Source organism: Thauera butanivorans NBRC 103042 (assembly GCF_001591165.1).
Classification (GTDB): Bacteria; Pseudomonadota; Gammaproteobacteria; order Burkholderiales; family Rhodocyclaceae; genus Thauera; species Thauera butanivorans.
Window position 1 is genome coordinate 44,788 of sequence record NZ_BCUG01000002.1, and the last position, 18,866, is coordinate 63,653.

At 66.3% G+C, this 18,866-nt stretch carries 17 protein-coding genes and 2 tRNA genes; 14 read left to right on the plus strand and 5 right to left on the minus strand.

The genetic code is table 11. The annotated features are described in order from the left end of the window. Positions 1–44 precede the first annotated feature (44 nt). The 5 genes from TBU01S_RS00335 (at position 45) to TBU01S_RS00355 (ending at position 3,939) form a co-directional block, all read left to right on the plus strand. Complete coding sequence (locus tag TBU01S_RS00335) at positions 45–1,253, plus strand: amino acid aminotransferase (RefSeq protein WP_068634652.1); 1,209 nt, start codon at positions 45–47, stop codon at positions 1,251–1,253. A 90-nt stretch (positions 1,254–1,343) separates the two neighbouring features. After that, positions 1,344–1,419: transfer RNA gene (locus tag TBU01S_RS00340), tRNA-Asn, on the plus strand. A 74-nt stretch (positions 1,420–1,493) separates the two neighbouring features. Next, positions 1,494–1,569: transfer RNA gene (locus TBU01S_RS00345), tRNA-Asn, on the plus strand. Between the two features lie 288 nt (positions 1,570–1,857). Beyond that, the gene (locus tag TBU01S_RS00350; RefSeq protein WP_068634653.1) at positions 1,858–2,706 is read left to right on the plus strand and encodes a hypothetical protein; all 849 of its coding nucleotides are present in this window, start codon (positions 1,858–1,860) and stop codon (positions 2,704–2,706) included. A gap of 273 nt (positions 2,707–2,979) precedes the next feature. Beyond that, positions 2,980–3,939: a TerC family protein gene (locus TBU01S_RS00355; RefSeq protein ID WP_068634654.1), complete on the plus strand. Its 960-nt coding sequence runs from the start codon at positions 2,980–2,982 to the stop codon at positions 3,937–3,939. Positions 3,940–3,945: 6 nt separating this feature from the next. Here the strand turns inward: TBU01S_RS00355 and TBU01S_RS00360 are convergent, their stop codons facing one another. Continuing rightward, a complete protein-coding gene (locus TBU01S_RS00360) occupies positions 3,946–4,860 on the minus strand; it encodes a LysR family transcriptional regulator (protein ID WP_068634655.1) in 915 nt (304 codons plus the stop codon). Positions 4,861–5,032: 172 nt separating this feature from the next. On the opposite strand from TBU01S_RS00360, the gene TBU01S_RS00365 reads away from it, so the two are divergent. From TBU01S_RS00365 to TBU01S_RS00375, 3 genes are all read left to right on the plus strand, one after another. Next, positions 5,033–6,142 carry an S-(hydroxymethyl)glutathione dehydrogenase/class III alcohol dehydrogenase gene (locus TBU01S_RS00365; RefSeq protein WP_068634823.1) on the plus strand — a complete coding sequence of 370 codons (1,110 nt, stop codon included), beginning with the start codon at positions 5,033–5,035 and terminating at the stop codon, positions 6,140–6,142. A 19-nt stretch (positions 6,143–6,161) separates the two neighbouring features. Then, positions 6,162–7,010, plus strand: coding sequence for an S-formylglutathione hydrolase (gene fghA / locus TBU01S_RS00370; protein WP_068634656.1), 849 nt, complete (start codon positions 6,162–6,164; stop codon positions 7,008–7,010). A gap of 142 nt (positions 7,011–7,152) precedes the next feature. Next, the gene (locus TBU01S_RS00375) at positions 7,153–7,848 is read left to right on the plus strand and encodes a 2'-5' RNA ligase family protein (protein WP_068634657.1); all 696 of its coding nucleotides are present in this window, start codon (positions 7,153–7,155) and stop codon (positions 7,846–7,848) included. Positions 7,849–7,861: 13 nt separating this feature from the next. Here TBU01S_RS00375 and TBU01S_RS00380 read toward each other — a convergent pair whose 3' ends face one another. Next, positions 7,862–10,303, minus strand: a complete 2,442-nt coding sequence (locus TBU01S_RS00380; RefSeq protein WP_068634658.1) for a Lon protease family protein — start codon at positions 10,301–10,303, stop codon at positions 7,862–7,864. Positions 10,304–10,353: 50 nt separating this feature from the next. On the opposite strand from TBU01S_RS00380, the gene TBU01S_RS00385 reads away from it, so the two are divergent. Next, a complete protein-coding gene (locus tag TBU01S_RS00385) occupies positions 10,354–11,211 on the plus strand; it encodes a hypothetical protein (protein ID WP_157659062.1) in 858 nt (285 codons plus the stop codon). Positions 11,212–11,251: 40 nt separating this feature from the next. Here TBU01S_RS00385 and TBU01S_RS00390 read toward each other — a convergent pair whose 3' ends face one another. After that, on the minus strand, positions 11,252–11,479 hold the full coding sequence (locus tag TBU01S_RS00390) for an AbrB/MazE/SpoVT family DNA-binding domain-containing protein (protein ID WP_068634660.1): 228 nt from the start codon (positions 11,477–11,479) through the stop codon (positions 11,252–11,254). A gap of 220 nt (positions 11,480–11,699) precedes the next feature. On the opposite strand from TBU01S_RS00390, the gene TBU01S_RS00395 reads away from it, so the two are divergent. The 5 genes from TBU01S_RS00395 (at position 11,700) to TBU01S_RS00415 (ending at position 17,207) form a co-directional block, all read left to right on the plus strand. Continuing rightward, positions 11,700–11,921, plus strand: coding sequence for a type II toxin-antitoxin system Phd/YefM family antitoxin (locus TBU01S_RS00395; RefSeq protein ID WP_068634661.1), 222 nt, complete (start codon positions 11,700–11,702; stop codon positions 11,919–11,921). Positions 11,922–11,925: 4 nt separating this feature from the next. Beyond that, complete coding sequence (locus TBU01S_RS00400; protein WP_068634662.1) at positions 11,926–12,324, plus strand: PIN domain-containing protein; 399 nt, start codon at positions 11,926–11,928, stop codon at positions 12,322–12,324. 489 nt (positions 12,325–12,813) lie between these two features. Then, positions 12,814–13,902 carry a GTP 3',8-cyclase MoaA gene (gene moaA / locus TBU01S_RS00405; protein ID WP_068634663.1) on the plus strand — a complete coding sequence of 363 codons (1,089 nt, stop codon included), beginning with the start codon at positions 12,814–12,816 and terminating at the stop codon, positions 13,900–13,902. Between the two features lie 181 nt (positions 13,903–14,083). Beyond that, a complete protein-coding gene (gene ribA, locus TBU01S_RS00410; RefSeq protein ID WP_068634664.1) occupies positions 14,084–15,250 on the plus strand; it encodes a GTP cyclohydrolase II in 1,167 nt (388 codons plus the stop codon). A gap of 28 nt (positions 15,251–15,278) precedes the next feature. Further along, positions 15,279–17,207, plus strand: a complete 1,929-nt coding sequence (locus tag TBU01S_RS00415; protein ID WP_083953387.1) for a sensor domain-containing diguanylate cyclase — start codon at positions 15,279–15,281, stop codon at positions 17,205–17,207. Between the two features lie 17 nt (positions 17,208–17,224). Here TBU01S_RS00415 and purT read toward each other — a convergent pair whose 3' ends face one another. Both purT and TBU01S_RS00425 read right to left on the minus strand, forming a co-directional pair. Continuing rightward, positions 17,225–18,424 (minus strand): formate-dependent phosphoribosylglycinamide formyltransferase, encoded by a 1,200-nt coding sequence (gene purT / locus TBU01S_RS00420; protein ID WP_068634665.1) that lies wholly within the window; start codon positions 18,422–18,424, stop codon positions 17,225–17,227. A gap of 94 nt (positions 18,425–18,518) precedes the next feature. After that, positions 18,519–18,806 carry a hypothetical protein gene (locus tag TBU01S_RS00425; protein ID WP_068634825.1) on the minus strand — a complete coding sequence of 96 codons (288 nt, stop codon included), beginning with the start codon at positions 18,804–18,806 and terminating at the stop codon, positions 18,519–18,521. Positions 18,807–18,866: the final 60 nt, after the last annotated feature.

Consider the following 18,866-nt stretch of genomic DNA (forward strand, 5'->3'; position numbering starts at 1 on the left):
TTCCTGTTACGCGGCCTCGCCACCGTAGAACCCCTGGAGTCCTCATGTCTGCTTCGATCTTCGCCGCCGTCGAGATGGCGCCCCGTGACCCGATCCTTGGCCTGAACGAGGCCTTCGCCGCCGACACCCGCGCAGAGAAGGTCAACCTCGGCGTCGGCGTCTACTACGACGACAACGGCAAGATTCCGCTGCTGGCCGCCGTCCGCGCGGCCGAGAAGGCTCGCCTCGAAGCCCAGCCGCCGCGCGGCTACCAGCCGATCGAAGGTCCGGCCGCCTACAACGGCGCCGTGCAGAACCTACTGTTCGGCAAGGACTCCGCGCTGGCCACCAGCGGCCAGGTCGTCACCGTCGAAGCACTCGGCGGCACCGGCGCGCTGAAGGTCGGCGCCGACTACCTGAAGCGCCTGCTGCCCGGCGCCAGCGTCTACATCTCCGACCCGAGCTGGGAAAACCACCGCGCCCTGTTCGAATCGGCCGGCTTCCCGGTGCAGACCTACGCCTACTACGATGCCGCCACCCGCGGCGTGAACTTCGCCGGCATGAAGGCCAGCCTCGAAGCCGCCCCCGCCGGCTCGATCATCGTGCTGCACGCCTGCTGCCACAACCCCACCGGCGCCGACCTGTCCGACGCCCAGTGGGACGAAGTCGTTGCCGTGTGCCGCAGCCGTGGCCTGGTGCCTTTCCTCGACATGGCCTACCAGGGCTTCGCCGACGGCATCGACGCCGACGCCGTGGCCGTGCGCGCGTTCTCGGCCAGTGGCCTGCAGTTCTTCGTCTCCAGCTCGTTCTCCAAGAGCTTCTCGCTGTACGGCGAGCGTGTCGGCGCGCTGTCGATCGTCACCGCCAGCAAGGAAGAAGCCGGCCGCGTGCTGTCGCAGGTCAAGCGCGTGATCCGCACCAACTACTCCAACCCGCCGATCCACGGCGGCGCCATCGTCGCCGCGGTGCTCAACTCGCCCGAGCTGCGCCAGCAGTGGGAAGACGAACTGGCCGGCATGCGCGACCGCATCCGCGCCATGCGCACCAGCCTGGTCGAGCAGTTGAAGGCCGCAGGCGTGGCCCAGGACTTCTCCTTCGTCATCAAGCAGCGCGGCATGTTCTCCTACACCGGCCTGAGCGCCGGGCAGGTCGAGAAGCTGAAGGCCGATTTCGGCATCTACGCCGTGTCGACCGGCCGCATCTGCCTGGCCGCACTGAACTCGAAGAACATCGGCTACGTCGCCAAGGCCATCGCCCAGGTCGTCAAGGGCTGAGCAAGGATCGAGACGGAGCGGTGAAAGCAGGAAAAATCACCGCTCCACCTTGACGCGACACGACACCATTCCTATAATGCGCGCCTCTGTTCCCCGATAGCTCAGTCGGTAGAGCGCCGGACTGTTAATCCGTAGGTCCCTGGTTCGAGCCCAGGTCGGGGAGCCAAAGCTTCAGAACCTGCCGTTTCACACGGAAACGACAGGCAGCAGCAAACACCGAGTTTCAGCACAAGTTTCAATTCCCCGATAGCTCAGTCGGTAGAGCGCCGGACTGTTAATCCGTAGGTCCCTGGTTCGAGCCCAGGTCGGGGAGCCATGTTACCCCGCACTGTGAACCGCCAATGGCATTCACAATGCTTTCAGGCCAGTAATCCAGCGCCACTTCGGTGCCGCGGATACTGGCCTTTTTCATTCAATGCTTGGTCAGGAAGTTCTGCAGCATTTGCGGCTTCAATATCGAATGGAGTGGCAGCGCGGAATTCGCAGACGGGGTATCAATACCCTTGGCTCGATACGAGCTTCGTGCCAAAGAGCATCAAGGACGTTCACCTGGATTCCGGCGTATGCTAACCCCCCAAGAGATTGGCTTATCTTGAGGCATACCATGGACATCGACCTCGCCGCCTTCCGTCTCAACGCCCTCGCCCTGCTGACGCGCGCCGATGCCAGCAGCGGGGCCGCAAGCGCCGGCCAGGCCGGCCTGTTCGAGACGCTGCTGAAGCTCCAGAGCGCGCGCCTGCCCGGTGCCTCGGGCGCCGGCATGGACGGTATGCTGCCGGGCGGCACATCGGCACGGATGCAGTCAGTGCTTGCCCAGCTCGAAGCGAGCAACAGCGCCTTCCTGCGGCGCTACAACACGCGCGTCGAGTCGATCGGCAACGAAGCCGAAGTGCTGACGCGCCTGCGCGAGCGGCTGGCCGAACTGGGCAGCGCCGGCGATGGGCTGAAGCAGCTCACGGCGGCCAGCGCGGACGGTGACATCAAGGCTGCACTCAGGGATTTCATCGAGCGCTACAACCAGTGGGACAGCGAATTCGATCCCTATTTCGAGGACGGCGCGCTGCTCGACGGCAACCAGGCGGGCGAAGTCGCGCGCTTTTCGCTGCGCCGCGAAGCCGGTTCGATCTTCCATGGCGCGGGCAACGGCGGCTTCGCCCTCGGCCTCACCGACATGGGGGTGGGCTTCACGCCCGATGGCCAGCTGCAACTCGACGAACAGGCTTTCGATGCCGCGCTGCTGGCCGGGCGCGAAGGCGCGCTGCAGACGCTGCACAACGTCGCCGGCGCTTTCTCCACTGCAGCCGAGCTGCTTGCCGCCGATGGCCATCTGCTGGATCGGCGCATCGGCAACGCCGGACGTGCCGTGGCCTGGGCAGCGGAGAACCAGGGCGCGCTGATGGCCGAATTCGGCCCGAACACCGCCGCGGCAAAACTGGCGAAATGGTATCGCTGACGCCCATCGCCCGGCCTGATTCGTTCCGCTTGACTTTCCCCCTGCATCGCATACACTCGCGGCCTTCAAGGGGAGTAGCTTCTCAAGCCGCAACATCGTCATCACGGCAGCCTGTCGCCAGACATGCTCCCGGTGCTGCGGGCAACCGGATCATCGGAACATCGATTCGTTGCAAGCGAGACCTTGCCCAAGGGCAAGGTCCGTGCACGCAAAACAGCTGCAGGGTCTGTGTCCTTCGGGAACAGGCCCTTTTTGTTTTGTGCGGAGCACGCAATGGAATCGATCGGTACGTGGTGGTTGTGGGCGGTGTTTGCCGCCATCGTGGTGGTGATGCTGCTGGTGGATCTGTTCGCCTTCGGCGGCGGCAAGCAGCATCGGGTATCGCTGAAGGAAGCGGCCGGCTGGTCGGTGGCCTGGGTTACGGTGTCGCTGCTGTTCGCCGGCGGGCTGTGGTGGTATCTGGACGGCACCATGGGCCGCGCGATCGCCAACGAGCAGGCGCTGGCCTTCGTCACCGGCTATCTGGTCGAAAAATCGCTGGCGGTCGACAACGTCTTCGTCTGGATGATGATCTTCAGCTTCTTCGCCGTGCCGCTGGAACTGCAGCGCCGCGTGCTGCTGTACGGCATCGTCGGCGCGATCGTGCTGCGCACGATCATGATCTTCGCCGGCAGCTGGCTGATCGCCGAATTCCACTGGCTGCTGTACGTGTTCGGCGTCTTCCTGGTGATCACCGGCATCAAGATGGTGTGGTTCGCCGAGCACGACCCCGACCTTGACAAGAACCCCTTCGTCCGCTGGATCCGCAACCACTACCCGGTCACCGAGCGCCTGGAAGGCGAGCGCTTCTTCGTCGTCCGCAACGGCGTGCGCATGATCACCCCGCTCTTCCTCGCGCTGGTGCTGGTCGAGATCTCGGACGTGATCTTCGCGGTCGACAGCATCCCGGCGATCTTCGCGATCACCACCGACCCCTTCATCGTGCTGACCTCGAACCTGTTCGCCATCCTCGGCCTGCGCGCGATGTACTTCCTGCTCGCCGACCTGGGCGACCGCTTCGAGCTGCTCAAGTACGGCCTGGCGGCGATCCTGATCTTCATCGGCACCAAGATGCTGGTCGTCGAGTGGATCAAGATCCCGGTGCTGGTCTCGCTCGGCGTGGTCGCGGTGATCCTCGCCATCGCCGTCGGCGCGAGCCTGTGGCACAGCGCGAAGAAGAGGTCTCAGGCCTGATGCGTATCAATCGCGCAGCCAGGAGACCGCCTCGGCAGCAAAATGCTCGACGAGGCGGTCGAACACCAGCCTGATCCGCGCCGCCACCGGTCCGCGCTGGGGACGATAGACCGACAGCCCCCAGGGCTCGGGGCGGAGCTCGGGCAGCACCTCGACCAGCCGGCCGGCACGCAGGTGCGGCTGGGCCAGCGGCGCCGCCAATTGACCGAAGCCGATGCCGGCCAGCACCGCATCGGCTTCGGCGCGCGTGTCGTCGGTGGCGAAGGCCGGCGCACGCGGCAGCCATTGCTGGCCGCGCGCGAGGAACCACACCCAGGGCTTGCCGGTGTTCGGGTCGATGACGGCAGTGGCCGGCCGCTCGCCCAGCTCCTGCAAAGTCCGCGGTGTGCCGACCCGCTCGATCAGCGAGGGCGCGCCGACGATGTGGAAAGGCACCTGCGCCACTGCACGGGCGACGAAACGGCTGTCGCGCAGCGAGCCCAGCCGCACGCCGATGTCGATCTGCTCATCCACCACGTCCACGAACTGGTCGGACAGGCGCAGATCCAGCTGCAGCCCCGGATGACGGGCACACAGTTCGGCCAGCACCGGCGTCAGCCAGTCGCGCTGCAGCGCGCGCGGTGCGGTGATGCGCACCAGGCCGCTGAGGCCGCTGTCCTGCTCCTTCGCGCTTCTCTCGAACAGCTCATCCACGCCCTTGACGCTGATGCGCGCGCGGGCCGCAAGTTGTTCGCCGAACTCGGTGATGCGGGTATGGCGGGTGTTGCGGTGGAACAGCAGTTCGCCGACGTGGCCTTCGAGTTCCTTCACCGCCCGCGTCACTGCCTGAGGCGACACGCCGAGCCGGGTCGCCGCCTCCTTGAAGTTGCGTGTTTCGGCCGCGGTGCAAAAGATCCGCAGCATTTCCAGGCGGTTCAGCATCGTGTGTTTCCTGTGTGGGGCAACTCCCCTGATTATTCCATTTACCGGAATTCTGAAATCAAAAACTATTCATTCATTGGATCAATCTGTCTTGGAATACTCATGGGTTCCGACGCTTGGCCTCCTGCGGCCAGGCTGTACAGAAGAACGACAGGAGCCCGCAGCCATGACCATCAAATCCCGTGCCGCCGTTGCCTTCGCCGCCGGCGAACCGCTGAAGATCGTCGAGATCGACGTCGAACCGCCGCGCAAGGGCGAAGTGCTGGTGAAGATCACCCACACCGGCGTCTGTCACACCGACGCCTTCACGCTGTCCGGCGACGATCCGGAAGGCATCTTCCCCGCCGTGCTCGGCCATGAGGGCGCCGGCATCGTGGTCGAAGTCGGCGAGGGCGTGACCAGCGTCAAGCCGGGCGACCACGTCATCCCGCTGTACACCGCCGAATGCGGCGAATGCCTGTTCTGCAAGAGCGGCAAGACCAATCTGTGCGTGTCGGTGCGCGCCACTCAGGGCAAGGGCGTGATGCCCGACGGCAGCACCCGCTTCTCCTACAACGGCCAGCCGATCTACCACTACATGGGCTGCTCGACCTTCTCCGAATACACCGTGGTCGCCGAAGTGTCGCTGGCCAAGGTCAACCCGGAAGCCAACCCCGAGCACGTCTGCCTGCTCGGCTGCGGCGTCACCACCGGCATCGGCGCGGTGCACAACACCGCCAAGGTGCAGGAAGGCGATTCGGTGGCCGTGTTCGGCCTCGGCGGCATCGGCCTGGCGGTGATCCAGGGCGCGCGCCAGGCCAAGGCCGGCCGCATCATCGCGATCGACACCAACCCGTCCAAGTTCGAGTTGGCCAGGCAGTTCGGTGCCACCGACTGCGTGAACCCGCAGGACCACGACAAGCCGATCCAGCAGGTCATCATCGACATGACAGGCTGGGGCGTGGACCACAGCTTCGAGTGCATCGGCAACGTCAACGTGATGCGCGCGGCGCTGGAATGCGCGCACCGCGGCTGGGGCCAGTCGGTCATCATCGGCGTGGCCGGCGCGGGTCAGGAAATCTCCACCCGTCCGTTCCAGTTGGTCACCGGCCGCAAGTGGATGGGCACCGCCTTCGGCGGAGTCAAGGGCCGCAGCCAGCTGCCGGGCATGGTCGAGGATGCGATGAAGGGCGACATCGAGCTCGCACCCTTCGTCACCCACACCATGGGGCTGGAGAAGATCAACGAAGCTTTCGAGCTGATGCACGAAGGCAAGTCGATCCGCTCGGTCATTCACTTCTGATCCAGACAGGGAAGCAAGCATGCAACGCATCGAACACCGCGCCTGCTTCGGCGGCTGGCAGGACGTCCATCGCCACCGCTCCGAAGTGCTGGGCTGCGAGATGAACTTCGCCGTCTACCTGCCGCCGCAGGCGGCGGGCGGAGCGAAGCTGCCGGTGCTGTACTGGCTGTCCGGCCTGACCTGCACCGAGCAGAACTTCGTCACCAAGGCCGGCGCACAGCGCTACGCTGCCGAACACGGTCTCATCATCGTCGCGCCCGACACCAGCCCGCGCGGCGACGACGTCGCCGATGCGGACGGCTACGATCTCGGCAAGGGCGCGGGCTTCTACCTCAACGCCACCCGGCAGCCCTGGGCGAAGCATTACCGGATGTACGACTACATCGTCGACGAACTGCCGGCGCTGGTCGAAACGAACTTCCCGGCCAGCACTGCACGCGGCATCAGCGGACATTCGATGGGCGGGCACGGCGCGCTGAGCATCGCGCTGAAGAATCCCGGCCGCTACCGCAGCGTGTCGGCCTTCTCGCCGATCGTCGCGCCGACGCAGGTGCCCTGGGGCGAGAAGGCGTTCTCGAGCTACCTCGGCGGCGACCGCGAGGCATGGAAGCAGTACGACACCGTGGAACTGGTGGCCTCGGCCAGCGAGAAGCTGCCGCTGCTGGTCGATCAGGGCGACGCCGACGAATTCCTCGACAGCCAGCTCAAGCCGCAACTGCTGCAGGCCGCCTGCGAGGCCGCGGGCCATCCGCTGACGCTGCGCATGCAGCCGGGCTACGACCACAGCTACTACTTCATCGCCAGCTTCATCGGCGACCACCTGCGCCATCATGCGCAGGCGCTGCTTGGGAAGGCCGCCGCCAGGTGATTCTCATGGGAGCGGCTTGCCGCGAACAGAGCTGCAATAGCGGCCCTTCCCGATCGGGCAGGCCTGCGACCTGTATTCGCGGCTCGGCGCTCCTGCGAGGGCTTGTGCTGTTTGTTCGGAAAAATAGAGACGGCCCCCCTCCATGTCCTTCTCCCATGATCTGCCGCTGACGTCGAACACGACGATCCGTAACGTTCGCCGCGACTTCAGCGAATGGCATCTGGGCCGTCCGTACTACCTGCTGTGGGCGCTGGATGTCGATGTGGCGCCGGTACGCCGGCGCGTGGCCGCGGCCCGGCGGCACCTGTCCGGGCTGCTGCTCGACGGCTATCTGCGCCAGCCGCACATCACCGTCGGCCTGTGCGGCTTTCCGAGTCCAGAGCCGGTGCATGCCGACGATTTCGGCGCCGAACTGCTGCACAGCCAGATCGATGCGCTGAACGGATTGCGGCCCGAAGCCTTCGACATCGAAATCGGTGCGCTGGACGGCTTCACCTCCGCGCCCTACCTCGCCGTCCATGACAGCGGCCGGCACATCGAAGGTCTGCATGCCTGCCTGAACCTTGCTCCTCAGCTGCCGGCGCACACCGACTACCGCCCGCACGTCACCGTGGGGCTGTACCGCGGCGCATGGCCGCTGGATGCCGTCCATGCCCGGCTGGCGGCGTTCGCACCCGGCGGCACGCTGCCGCTGCGCATCACCCGCATCAGCCTGCTCGGCTACGCCAGCAGGGAAATCGGCGGCCGGCTGCGCCGCATCGCCGACTACGACTTCGCCCACGCCCGCTGCATCCCCGCGGCGGGCGGCGCGGAGCTGCTGCCCTTTCCCCTGCCCTGACGCGCGCCCTGCCTCAGACGCTGTGACGCCGGCGATGCTGGCGCGAGCCCACTGCGCCTTCCGCATCGGCATGGGCGTGGCGCGCGGCAGTCATCTCGGCCAGCACGGCGGCGACCTTGTGGTTCAGCGTGCCCTTGGGAATCACGCCCTTGGCGTCGGGTTCGCCCGCTTCCACGCCGGTCAGCACGGTCATCGCCTCATCGACCGTCTTCACCGCATGGATGTGGAACAGGCCCTGCTCCGCCGCCTGCACCACGTCCTCGCGCAGCATCAGGTGGCGCACGCTGGCGGCGGGGATGACGACGCCGTGGCTGCCGTCCAGCCCGCGCGCCGTGCACAGGTCGTAGAAGCCTTCGATCTTTTCGTTGACGCCGCCGATCACCTGCACTTCGCCGAACTGGTTCACCGAGCCGGTGATGGCGAAGCGCTGTTGGATCGGAATCTGCGTCAGCGCCGACAGCAGCGCGCACAGTTCGGCCAGCGAGGCCGAATCGCCTTCGACCGGCGCATACGACTGCTCGAACACCAGGCTGGCCGACAGCGACATCGGCTGGTGGCGGGCATAGCGCGCGGCGAGGAAGGCCGACAGGATCAGCACGCCCTTGGAATGGATGGCGCCGCCCAGTTCGGTCTCGCGCTCGATGTCGACCACATCGCCCTCGCCCATGCGCACGGTCGCGGTGATGCGCACCGGATGGCCGAAGCGCTCGCCCGCCAGCTCGACCACCACCAGGCCGTTGATCTGGCCGGCACGCTCGCCGTCGGTGGAGATCAGCGTCGTGCCGTCGAGGATGGATTCGCGCACACGGGACGGGTAGCGGTTGCAGCGCCGCGCGCGCGCCTCCAGCGCGGCTTCGACTTCGGCACGGCCGGTGGCGGCCAGGCCCTTCAGCCGCGCCTGGTGGTCCGCTTCGCGCATCAAGTCGGACAGCGCGCGGGTGTTCAGCGACAGCCGGCCGGCATCCTCGGCCAGGCGCGCGCCCTCCTCCACCAGCCGCGCGACGCCGCTGCGGTCGATCGGCAGCAGCTTGGCGCTGCGCACCAGCAGCGCCATCAGGCGGGCGTACTCGCATTCATTGTCGGGCGTGCGCGGCAGGTCGTCGTCGAAGTCGGCCGCGACCTTGAACAGGTCGGCGAACTCCGGGTCGTTGTCCATCAGCAGGTAGTAGATGTCGCGGTCGCCGATCAGCACCACTTTCAGCGCGCTCGGTACCGCCTCCGGCTCCAGCGTCAGCGCACCGCTCCAGCCCTGCGCCTCGGCCGGCGGCTCGATGCGGATCTCGCCCGCGCGCAGGCAGCGCTTCAGGCCTTCCCAGGCATAGGGCTGGGTCAGCAGGCGCTCGGCGTCGAGCACCAGATAGCCGCCATTGGCGCGGTGCAATGCGCCGGCGCGGATCAGATTGAAATGGGTGACCTGGTTGCCCTGCTGCACGACGTGCTCGATGCGGCCGATCAGGTTGCCGTAGCCGGGGTTGTTCTCGAACACCACCGGCGCCCCCTGCGAAGCCGAATGATCAACCAGCAGCTTGACCTGGTAGCGCTGGTAACGGGCTGCCTCCTCGGACTCGGTGGCGTCCTCGTCCATCTCGTCGAGCATCGTGCCCCGGATCGCGCTGTCGAGCACGTCCTTTTGCACCGCATCGAGAAAACCCAGCACTTCGGGCAGGTCGGCGTGCGCCTCGCGCACTTCGCGCAGCAGATGCGACACCGCCGGCCCCAGCACTTCGGCTTCGGCGCGCTCGATCGACTCGCGCACCGCCTTGCGCCAGCCGGGGAAATCGTTGAGCAGGTCTTCGAGCTTCTCGCTCCAGGCGGTGACGCGCGCCTCGATGGCCTTGCGTTCCTCCTCGGGCAGCGCCTCGAACGCTTCGGGCGACATCACCTCGCCCTCGCGGGTGGGCGCGAAGACGAAGCCTTCCGGCGTCTGCAGCAGCGAGATCGATTCGGCGCCGCAGGCTTCGCCGAGCTCGCGCAGCGCGCCGTCCTCGCGCGCCTTGTGGGCATTCTGCAGCGCCTCGACGCGCTCGCTGTGGGCCTCGCTGTCGAGCGCCGCGCCCAGTGCCGGGCCGAGCTCGCGGATGAAGGTCTGCATGTGGCTGCGCAGCGTGGCGCCGCGCCCGGCGGGCAAGGCAAGCAGCCTGGGCTTCAGCGCCTCGTCGAAGTTGTGCAGGTAGCACAGGTCCGGCGGCACCGCTTCGGTCGCCGCGCGTTCGCGCAGCAGGCGGAAGGTGGTGGCATGCTTGCCGCTGCCCGGCTCGCCCAGCACGAATACATGGTAGCCGCTGTGGCCCATGGCGAGGCCGAACCTGATGGCCTCGACGGCGCGCGCCTGGCCGAGGTCGCCGGCGTGGCCGCCGGATGGATCGTCGAGGGATTCGGTGGTGTCGAAGGTGAAGCAGGCTGGGTCGCAATAGGTACGCAGTGCCGATGCCGGCAGGGCCACGGGTTCGGCCATTGTTGTCATTCTCCAGAAGCCGGATTCGATCCGGAGCCGAATGATACACCGTGGCCACCGGCCTCCCTCCGCACCGCCGGCCAAACCCGGCCTCAGCGTCTTCCGCCGATTACGCGGCGCCTGGAACCATGACACGACCTGTCGTGCCGCCTCGCGATACTGGCTGCCCGAACAGCCTTCCTTGCCAGGAGTCGAACATGGAAACCACGCCCACCCCGATCCACGCGCCAAACCGCCATGCCACGCCGCAAGAGCACGAACACGCTCTCATGGTGCTGCGCTCCCTCGGCAGCGGTCTTGCCATCGGCCTCGTCCAGTTGTCAGCCTGCCTCGAACCGGAAGAAGACAGCCCGATCCTCGTCACGACCGATTTCGACGACATCGGTGACGCCACCATCCTGCTCGTCCCACCAGGCGAATACCCGCTTGCCCCCGACACCCTGGAGCAGGTCACACATCTCATCGGCCTGGGCGAAAATCCGGACTCGTACCCGGTACTCATCCTCGAAGGCGAGGAAAGCGAGGCCATCAACCTGGATACAGAGGACTCATCCCCCATGCGCATGTTCCAGTCGGATACCTGCTTTGCCAACGTAGCGCTGCAAGCAAGCGAACAGACCGTGCTGGAAACATGCTTCGGCATCATGGACGACAAGCAGTTTTCCGACATGTTCTTCAACGTCGAATGGCACGGCGAGATCGATGCGCTCAATACCGCCATGTTCACCTTCCTCCACGGCAGGGACTGGGCACTGGAAGCCTACGGCAGGGAAAGCTACCGGGCACGGAACAGGATCGAAAGAGGACTGGATTTCGTCCATCAAGGCATGATGAACGCCATCGACAATACCTTCCGGCCTCTTGTGCGTCTGGGCGAAAAGCTCGACAACATCCGCGGGCTGAAGTGACAGGCAGCGAGCCGCCTAGCCCACCTGTCAGGCGTTGCGATCAGGTCGGGGAACTCATCACCCATCGCCTCGCATCTTCAACATCCTGCTCGGTGATGCCGAACTGCTGCAACTTGTCGCGGACGGCCTGTGCGCGCTGGACGCGCACCGGCGTCAGCACGATTCGGCCGTTCTCGACGACCACATCGAAGTACTCGGCAGCGTCCACTGCCGACACGACGGCCTTGGGCAAGGTGATCTGGTTCTTCGAGGTCAATTTGGCAAGCATGGCAACCTCCAGGAAATCGTGAACTCACGGAAACCTTGCTTCCTTTCTTCAGCGACTGCAAGCGGCCGTGTGCGGCAACCTTGCGGCCATTGCCACACGGCCACAAAACGGGCAGGGGCGCATCACATTGGTCACGCGGCAGCCCTGATCTCAACTTTCCTGGATATTTCCCCAAGCGCCATTTAAGATGGTCATCTCGGATGACCTACTGGAGCACCCCATGCAGACCGTCAGCGTCGCCCAGGCCAAAGCCCACCTGAGCGCCTTGCTCGATGCCGTGCAGGCCGGAGAAGAGATCATCATCACCCGGCGCGGCCAAGCCGTGGCCCGCCTGCAAGCCGAACAACCGGCCAAACCCGATTTCAGCGTCTTCCGCCAATTACGCGGCGCCTGGAAAGAAGGCATGCGCATCGACCGTGACGCACTCCACGAGCGCGACTGAGCACATGACCGAACGCGCTTTTCTCGACACCAACATCGCGGTTTACCTGCTGGCCGACAACCCGGCCAAGGCTGAACGGGCCGAGGCGCTGCTCACCGCCCGGCCCTGCATCAGCACGCAGGTGGTCAATGAATTCATCAACGTCTGCACGCGCAAGCTTGGCCTCGACCGCGCTGCCGCCCACGCCAGCGCCCGCTCCCTGATGGCGCATTGCGAGGTCGTGCCGGTTTCCGCCAGCACCGTGGGCGAAGCCATGCGGCTGGGCGAACGATACGGCTTTTCCCATTGGGACTGCCTGATTCTGGCTGCCGCGCAACTCGCGGGCTGCACCATGCTGTACAGCGAGGACATGCAACACGGCCAGCAACTGGACGGCCTGCTCATCCACAACCCTTTCCGATGAGTCTCGAAGCACACGACCGAACTCGACCAAAAGCACAGCGGCGACTCGCGCAGCTTGTTGTTCCACAACATCGGTAAATGTAAATATCTACCGATAAAAAGGAACCTGACACAGTTCCCCAACTACCCATAAAGCAGGGCTGAACGTAGTCGCCCCTGCAATATTCATATTGAAGCCCTCAAGCTGAAGCCCTCAAGCGCTGCTGGTGCGGCAGCGTGCCGCCTTCGCTGCCGTACAGCGCTTCAGCAAAAGCGAGACGAGCGGACGAGCGGAATCTTTTTCATGATATTAGCATAGAAACTAATGTATTTGGATTATAGCGATTGCAAATCGTTACAACTCACCGTGGGGCCGCCTACGTGCATGAGGGCGTGACACGGTTCACAAGACTGCACACATCTCGCCGCACTGCTCTTCGTTGCGCCGCCCGTTCCTTGCGCCGCGCTGCGCCACTGCCGATAATCCGCACACTCTGAACAGCTGCCGCACATGAAAGTCATCCCGATCCACCACACCCCGACCCCGCCGCCAGCCGGCGGGCCGGCACAGGCTCCCGCCACGGGTGCGGTGCTCGACCGCCGCGGGCGCAGCATGCGCGACCTGCGCATCTCGGTCACCGACCGCTGCAACTTCCGCTGCGTCTACTGCATGCCGCGCGAAGTGTTCGGCGACGATTACGCCTTCCTGCCGCGGCGCGAGCTGCTCAGCTTCGAGGAAATCCTGCGCGTGGCGCGGCTGTTCGTCGCCCGCGGCGTGCGCAAGATCCGCATCACCGGCGGCGAGCCGCTGCTGCGCAAGCACCTGGAAAACCTCATCGAGATGCTCGCCCGGCTCGACGGCGTCGAAGTGACGCTGACGACCAATGGCGTGCTGCTGCCGAAAATGGCCCGCCGCCTCAGGGACGCCGGCCTGAACCGCGTCACCGTCAGCCTGGATGCGCTCGACGACGCCCTGTTCCGCCGCATGAACGACGCCGACTATCCGGTGGGGAAGGTGCTGGAAGGCATCGCCGCCGCCAGCGATGCCGGCCTCGGCCCGATCAAGATCAACATGGTGGTCAAGCGCGGCACCAACGACGGCGACATCGAGGCGATGGCGGCGCACTTCCGCCACAGCGGCCACATCCTGCGCTTCATCGAGTTCATGGATGTCGGCGCCTCCAACGGCTGGAAGATGGACGAAGTCCTGCCCTCGCGCGAAGTCGTCGCCCGCATCGACCGCCTCCATCCGCTGGAGCCGGTGTCGCCCAACTACAGCGGCGAAGTCGCCCAGCGCTGGCGCTACAAGGACGGCGCCGGTGAGATCGGCGTGATCTCGTCGGTGACGCAGGCCTTCTGTTCGTCCTGTACCCGCATCCGGCTGTCGACCGAAGGCAAGCTCTACACCTGCCTGTTCGCCCAGCACGGCCACGACCTGCGCGGCCTGCTGCGCGCGAATGCGGACGATGCCCAACTGGACGCCCGCCTCGACGCCGCGATCGCCCAGGTATGGCTGCAGCGCGAGGACCGCTATTCCGAGATTCGCACCGCCGAGACCGCGGCGCTGCGCAAGATCGAGATGTCCTACATCGGCGGCTGAAACATGGTTCAGCCTTCGTATCCGACATGCGGCGATGCTCTGTCCGGTTCGATCCGGCCTCGCCGGCATTGCAAAATGCGGATCTGCCCCAATCTGGAACCAGCGTGTTCTCGACACCCGCGATAGGCTTTCGAGTTCGCATGCCCGATAACGAATCTGATACCCGACCGGAGAACAACCGATGCGCCAAGCCGAACGCGCCATCTTCGACCTGCGACGCGGCCTCCCCATTCTGGTGCGCGACAATGGCAGCACCACCCTGATCCAGGCCGTCGAAGGCCTGGACGACAAGGCGCTGGCCGAACTGCAGGCGCTCGGCGGCAGCCTGCCCCGCCTCGTGCTGTCCAGCCACCGCATGGCGGCGCTCGGCTTCGGCGACACCGAACAGCCGGCCGCCGTCTCGCTGTCCCCGCTGCCCGACAGCAAGGGCTTGCACGATCTGGCGTGCATGCGCGATGCCCGCCTGCCTGACGGCGCCCGCCAGGCGCCCGCCGGCAAGGTGGACCGGGCGGCGATCCGCCTGCTGTCGCATGCGCTGCTGGTACCCGCCGCCGTCGCCTGCGACGTCGCCGCTGCCCAGGCCGGACGAGTGGAAGCCGAAGTGGCGAACGGCAACCTGCTGGTGGTCGATGCCGACATCGCGCTGAAGCTCGGCGCCGGCGGCGCCGGCGGCCCCGGCGCGCTGAACCGCATCAGCGAGGCCCGCGTGCCGCTGGCCGAAGCCGAAAACAGCCGCTTCGTGCTGTTCCGCGAAGCGGACGGCGTCCATGAACACGTCGCCGTCGTCATCGGCGACCCGGCCAAGTGGCCGGAGGACGTACCGGTGCGGCTGCATTCGTCCTGCCTCACCGGCGACCTGTTCGGCAGCCTGCGCTGCGACTGCGGCGAACAGCTGCGCCGCGGCGTAGCCGCGATCAACGCCCAGGGCGGCGGCGTGCTGCTCTACCTGTCGCAGGAAGGGCGCGGCATCGGCCTGGCCAACAAGCTGCGCGCCTACGGCCTGCAGGACGAAGGCCTGGACACCATCGACGCCGACCAGACGATCGGCTTCTCGAAGGACGAGCGCAACTTCCGCGTCGCCCACGAAATGCTGGAGCAGCTCGGCGTCTCGCGCATCCTGCTGCTGACCAACAACCCCGGCAAGGTCGAAGCCCTGCAGCGTGCCGGCATCAATGTCGTCGCCCGGCAGGCGATCTACGGCGAAGTCACGCGGCAGAACCAGCGCTATCTGGCGACCAAGGCCGCACGCCACGGACACTGGCTGCACGAGCTGCTCGACGAGCAGGACGAGCCTTCGTCGCAACAGCCCGAAAGCCTACCTGCCCCCGAGGCAGCTGCACGCAACTGAAACCGGCACATCGCCGAAGGCGCGCACGATGACCTCTACTCGGCCGCCCGACCGCGGCGATGGTGAACCTCCGCCAGCAGGCGGCCCCTCGTACAGGTGCCGCATCAGGCCACTGAATGCTGCGATCGCGGCGGCCTGCCTGCTCGCCGTCGCGGCGCTGTGGCTGATCACCCTGCAGCGGATCGCCTTCGAGCGCGACCAGGCCGTGGCGGCGGCGATGAAGTCCAACTCGAACCTCGCGATCGCCTTTGAGCAACAGGTCTTCCGCACGCTGAAAGCGGCCGAGCAGGTCGCGGTGTTCGTGCGCGACCGCTATCTGCAGCAGGGGCCGGCCCTCGACCTGCATGAGCTGATCGACCAGCAGCTCATCCGCGAATCCTTGTTCAGCATCGTCAGCGTGGTGAGCGAAGACGGCAGCATCCTCAGCAGCACCAGCCACCGGGCCAGCAGCGCCATCAGCTATGCCGACCGCGAGTTCTTCATCGCCCATCGCACGCCGGGCACGGACACACTGTACATCAGCCAGCCGGTGCTCGGCCGCGTCTCCAACCTGTGGCAGATTCCGATGTCGCTGCGCATCTCGCGTCCGGACGGCAGCTTCGGCGGCGTCGTCGTGATGTCGGTGCCGCCGACCGATTTCACCGACTTCTATCTCCAGGCCGACCTCGGGCAGCAAGGCCTGCTGGAACTGAGCAGCCTCGATGGCAGGGTGCTGAGCAGAAAGACCGGCAGCCGGAACGAATTCGGTCTGGACGCCGCCGCCCTCGCCTGGTTCCAGCATCGCCTGGCCAGGCCCGAGGGTAAATTCGTCGACGACGGCAAGGCCATCGACGGCGTGGCCCGCATCGTCAGCTACCGGACCATGGCAGGCTACCCCTTGATGGTGACCGTGGGCACGGCCTACGAAGACGAACTCGCACCGACCCGCCAACGGGAAAGCAGTTATCTGCTGATGGCGAGCGGCGCCACGCTGGCGCTGCTGATGCTCGCCTGCCTGCTGGTCCTGATGCTGGCACGCCAGCGCACCGCCGTCAGTGCCGTGCAGGCCAGCGAAGCCCTGTTCCGGGCGACCTTCCACCAGGCGGCAATGGGCATCGCCCACATCGCCACCGACGGGCGCATCATCGGCGCGAACGAAAAATTCTGCCTGATGCTCGGCTACGGCCAGGATGAGCTGCGCACACACACGATCTTCGAACTGGGCGACAAGCACGAGGAAGAACGCGTGCGGCAACAGATTCTGCAGCGCCTGTCGGCGCCGCTCGCGCCGTCCTCCCCCGAAATCGAGAAGACCTATCGGCGCAAGGACGGCTCCATTCTCTGGGTCTGCGAAGCGCTCAGCTCGGTCACCGACCCCGACGGCCGGACCAGATTCCTGGTGGCGGTCACCCAGGACATCACCGCCCGCAAGGCGCTCGAAGAACGGCTCTCGCACGCGGCCCTGCACGATCCGCTGACCGGCCTGCCCAACCGCCTGATGTTCATGGACCGCTTCGACCAGGTGCTGGAATCGGCGCGCCGCCATGGCGGGCTTGCCGGCATCCTGTACATCGATCTGGACGGTTTCAAGGAAGTCAACGACAAGCTCGGCCATGCGACTGGCGACCAGTTGCTGTGCGAAGTCGGCCGGCGCCTGCAGAGCTGCGTCCGCGCCGAGGACACCGTGGCGCGCTTCGGCGGCGACGAATTCGGCGTCGTGCTGGCCTCGCTGGGCAGGGCCGCAGACTGCGAGGCCGTGGCATGGAAGATCATCGATGCGATGGCCGCCCCCTTCGGCCTGGGCGCCGACAGCACCGTCATCCGCGTTTCGGCCAGTGTCGGCGCAGCCGTGTATCCGGTACACGGCGCCGAGGCCGCCATCCTGCTGAACCTGGCCGATACGGCGATGTACGCCGCCAAGAACGCCGGCCGGAACCAGTTCAGCTGGGCGCCGGGCAGCCTGCCGGCGCTGCCCTGAAGCCCCCCGGCCCGCGTTCAGCGCCTGACCGGCCTGACCTTGCCTGCCGCCAGCGTGGCGCGCTCGCGCGCCTCCGCGACGTCTGCGCCATTGGCGACTGCCACGCCCATGCGGCGCCTGTCGAAGGCTTCGGGCTTGCCGAACAGGCGCAGGTCGCTGCGCGGCACGGCCAGCGCCTCGGCGACGCCTTCGAAGGCGATGCCGGCCGCATCCATGCCGCCATAGATCACCGCCGACGCCCCCGGCTCGCGCAGCGCGGTATCCACCGGCAGGCCGAGGATGGCGCGCGCATGCAGCTCGAACTCGGAGAAGCGCTGCGAGCACAGCGTGACCAGGCCGGTGTCGTGCGGCCGCGGGCTGACTTCCGAGAACCACACCTGGTCGCCCTTGACGAAGAGCTCGACGCCGAACAGGCCGCGGCCGCCGAGATTGCCCGTCACCGCTTCGGCCATGCGGCGCGACTCGGCCAGCGCCGCCGCGCTCATCGGCTGCGGCTGCCAGGATTCGACATAGTCGCCCGCCACCTGCCGATGGCCGATCGGTTCGCAGAAATGCGTCCTGACTTCGCCGTCCGGGTCGCGCGCACGCACCGTCAGCAGCGTAATCTCGTAGTCGAAATCGACGAAGCCCTCGACGATCACCCGCCCCTGGTTCACGCGCCCGCCGGACACGGCGTAATCCCAGGCCTTCGCCACGTCGTCCGGGCCGCGCAGCGTCGACTGGCCCTTGCCCGACGAGGACATCACCGGCTTGACGATGCACGGATAGCCGATGCCGCCGTCGATGGCGGCCTGCAGCGCTTCGAGCGAATCGGCGAAATGGTAGGGCGACGTGGGCAGGCCCAGTTCCTCGGCGGCGAGGCGGCGGATGCCCTCGCGATTCATCGTCAGTTGCGCGGCACGCGCGGTGGGAATGACTTCGGCCAGGCCGGCGGCCTCGATCTCGGCCAGCATGTCGGTGGCGATGGCCTCGATCTCGGGCACGATCAGATGCGGACGCTCGGCCTCGACCAGCGCACGCAGCGCAGCACCGTCGGTCATCGGCATCACGTGGGCGCGATGCGCCACCTGGTGGCCCGGCGCGTCGGCGTAGCGATCGACCGCGATCACTTCGACGCCGAGGCGCTGCAGCGCAATGGCGACTTCCTTGCCCAGTTCGCCGGCACCGAGCAGCATCACGCGCAGCGCGCTGGACGACAAAGGGGTACCCAGCTTCATGCAATCACTCCTTGAAATGGGAATCACGGCGCGGAACGGGGACGGGGCCGCGGAGTGTGCATGGTAATACGGCGGACGCCGGTTTCGTTTCCGCTCAGTTCGCCTCGGCCTCCGCCGCGCGTTCGTAGCGGTAGAGCAAGGTGTTGCATGCGGTGCAGGACACGATGCGGCGCGCATCCTGCCCGGAGCCGAGGCCTTCGTCCTTCAATTCGGTCTTGCCGCAGGCATGGCAGCTCGGCTCGGCTTTGCCGTGCGTGGCGAGAAAGTCCTCGCGCAGCGGCAGGGCGCGCTTCTGCTTCTCCTTGCGCTGGTGTGCATACAGCAGCAGCCACATGAAGAAGAACAAGCCCATCAGGAACAGCATCGGCACGAATTTGGACATGGGCATCAGCCTCGCAACGCGAAAAAGCGGGAAATTCCAGTTTAGGCAGGCAGGCCGGGC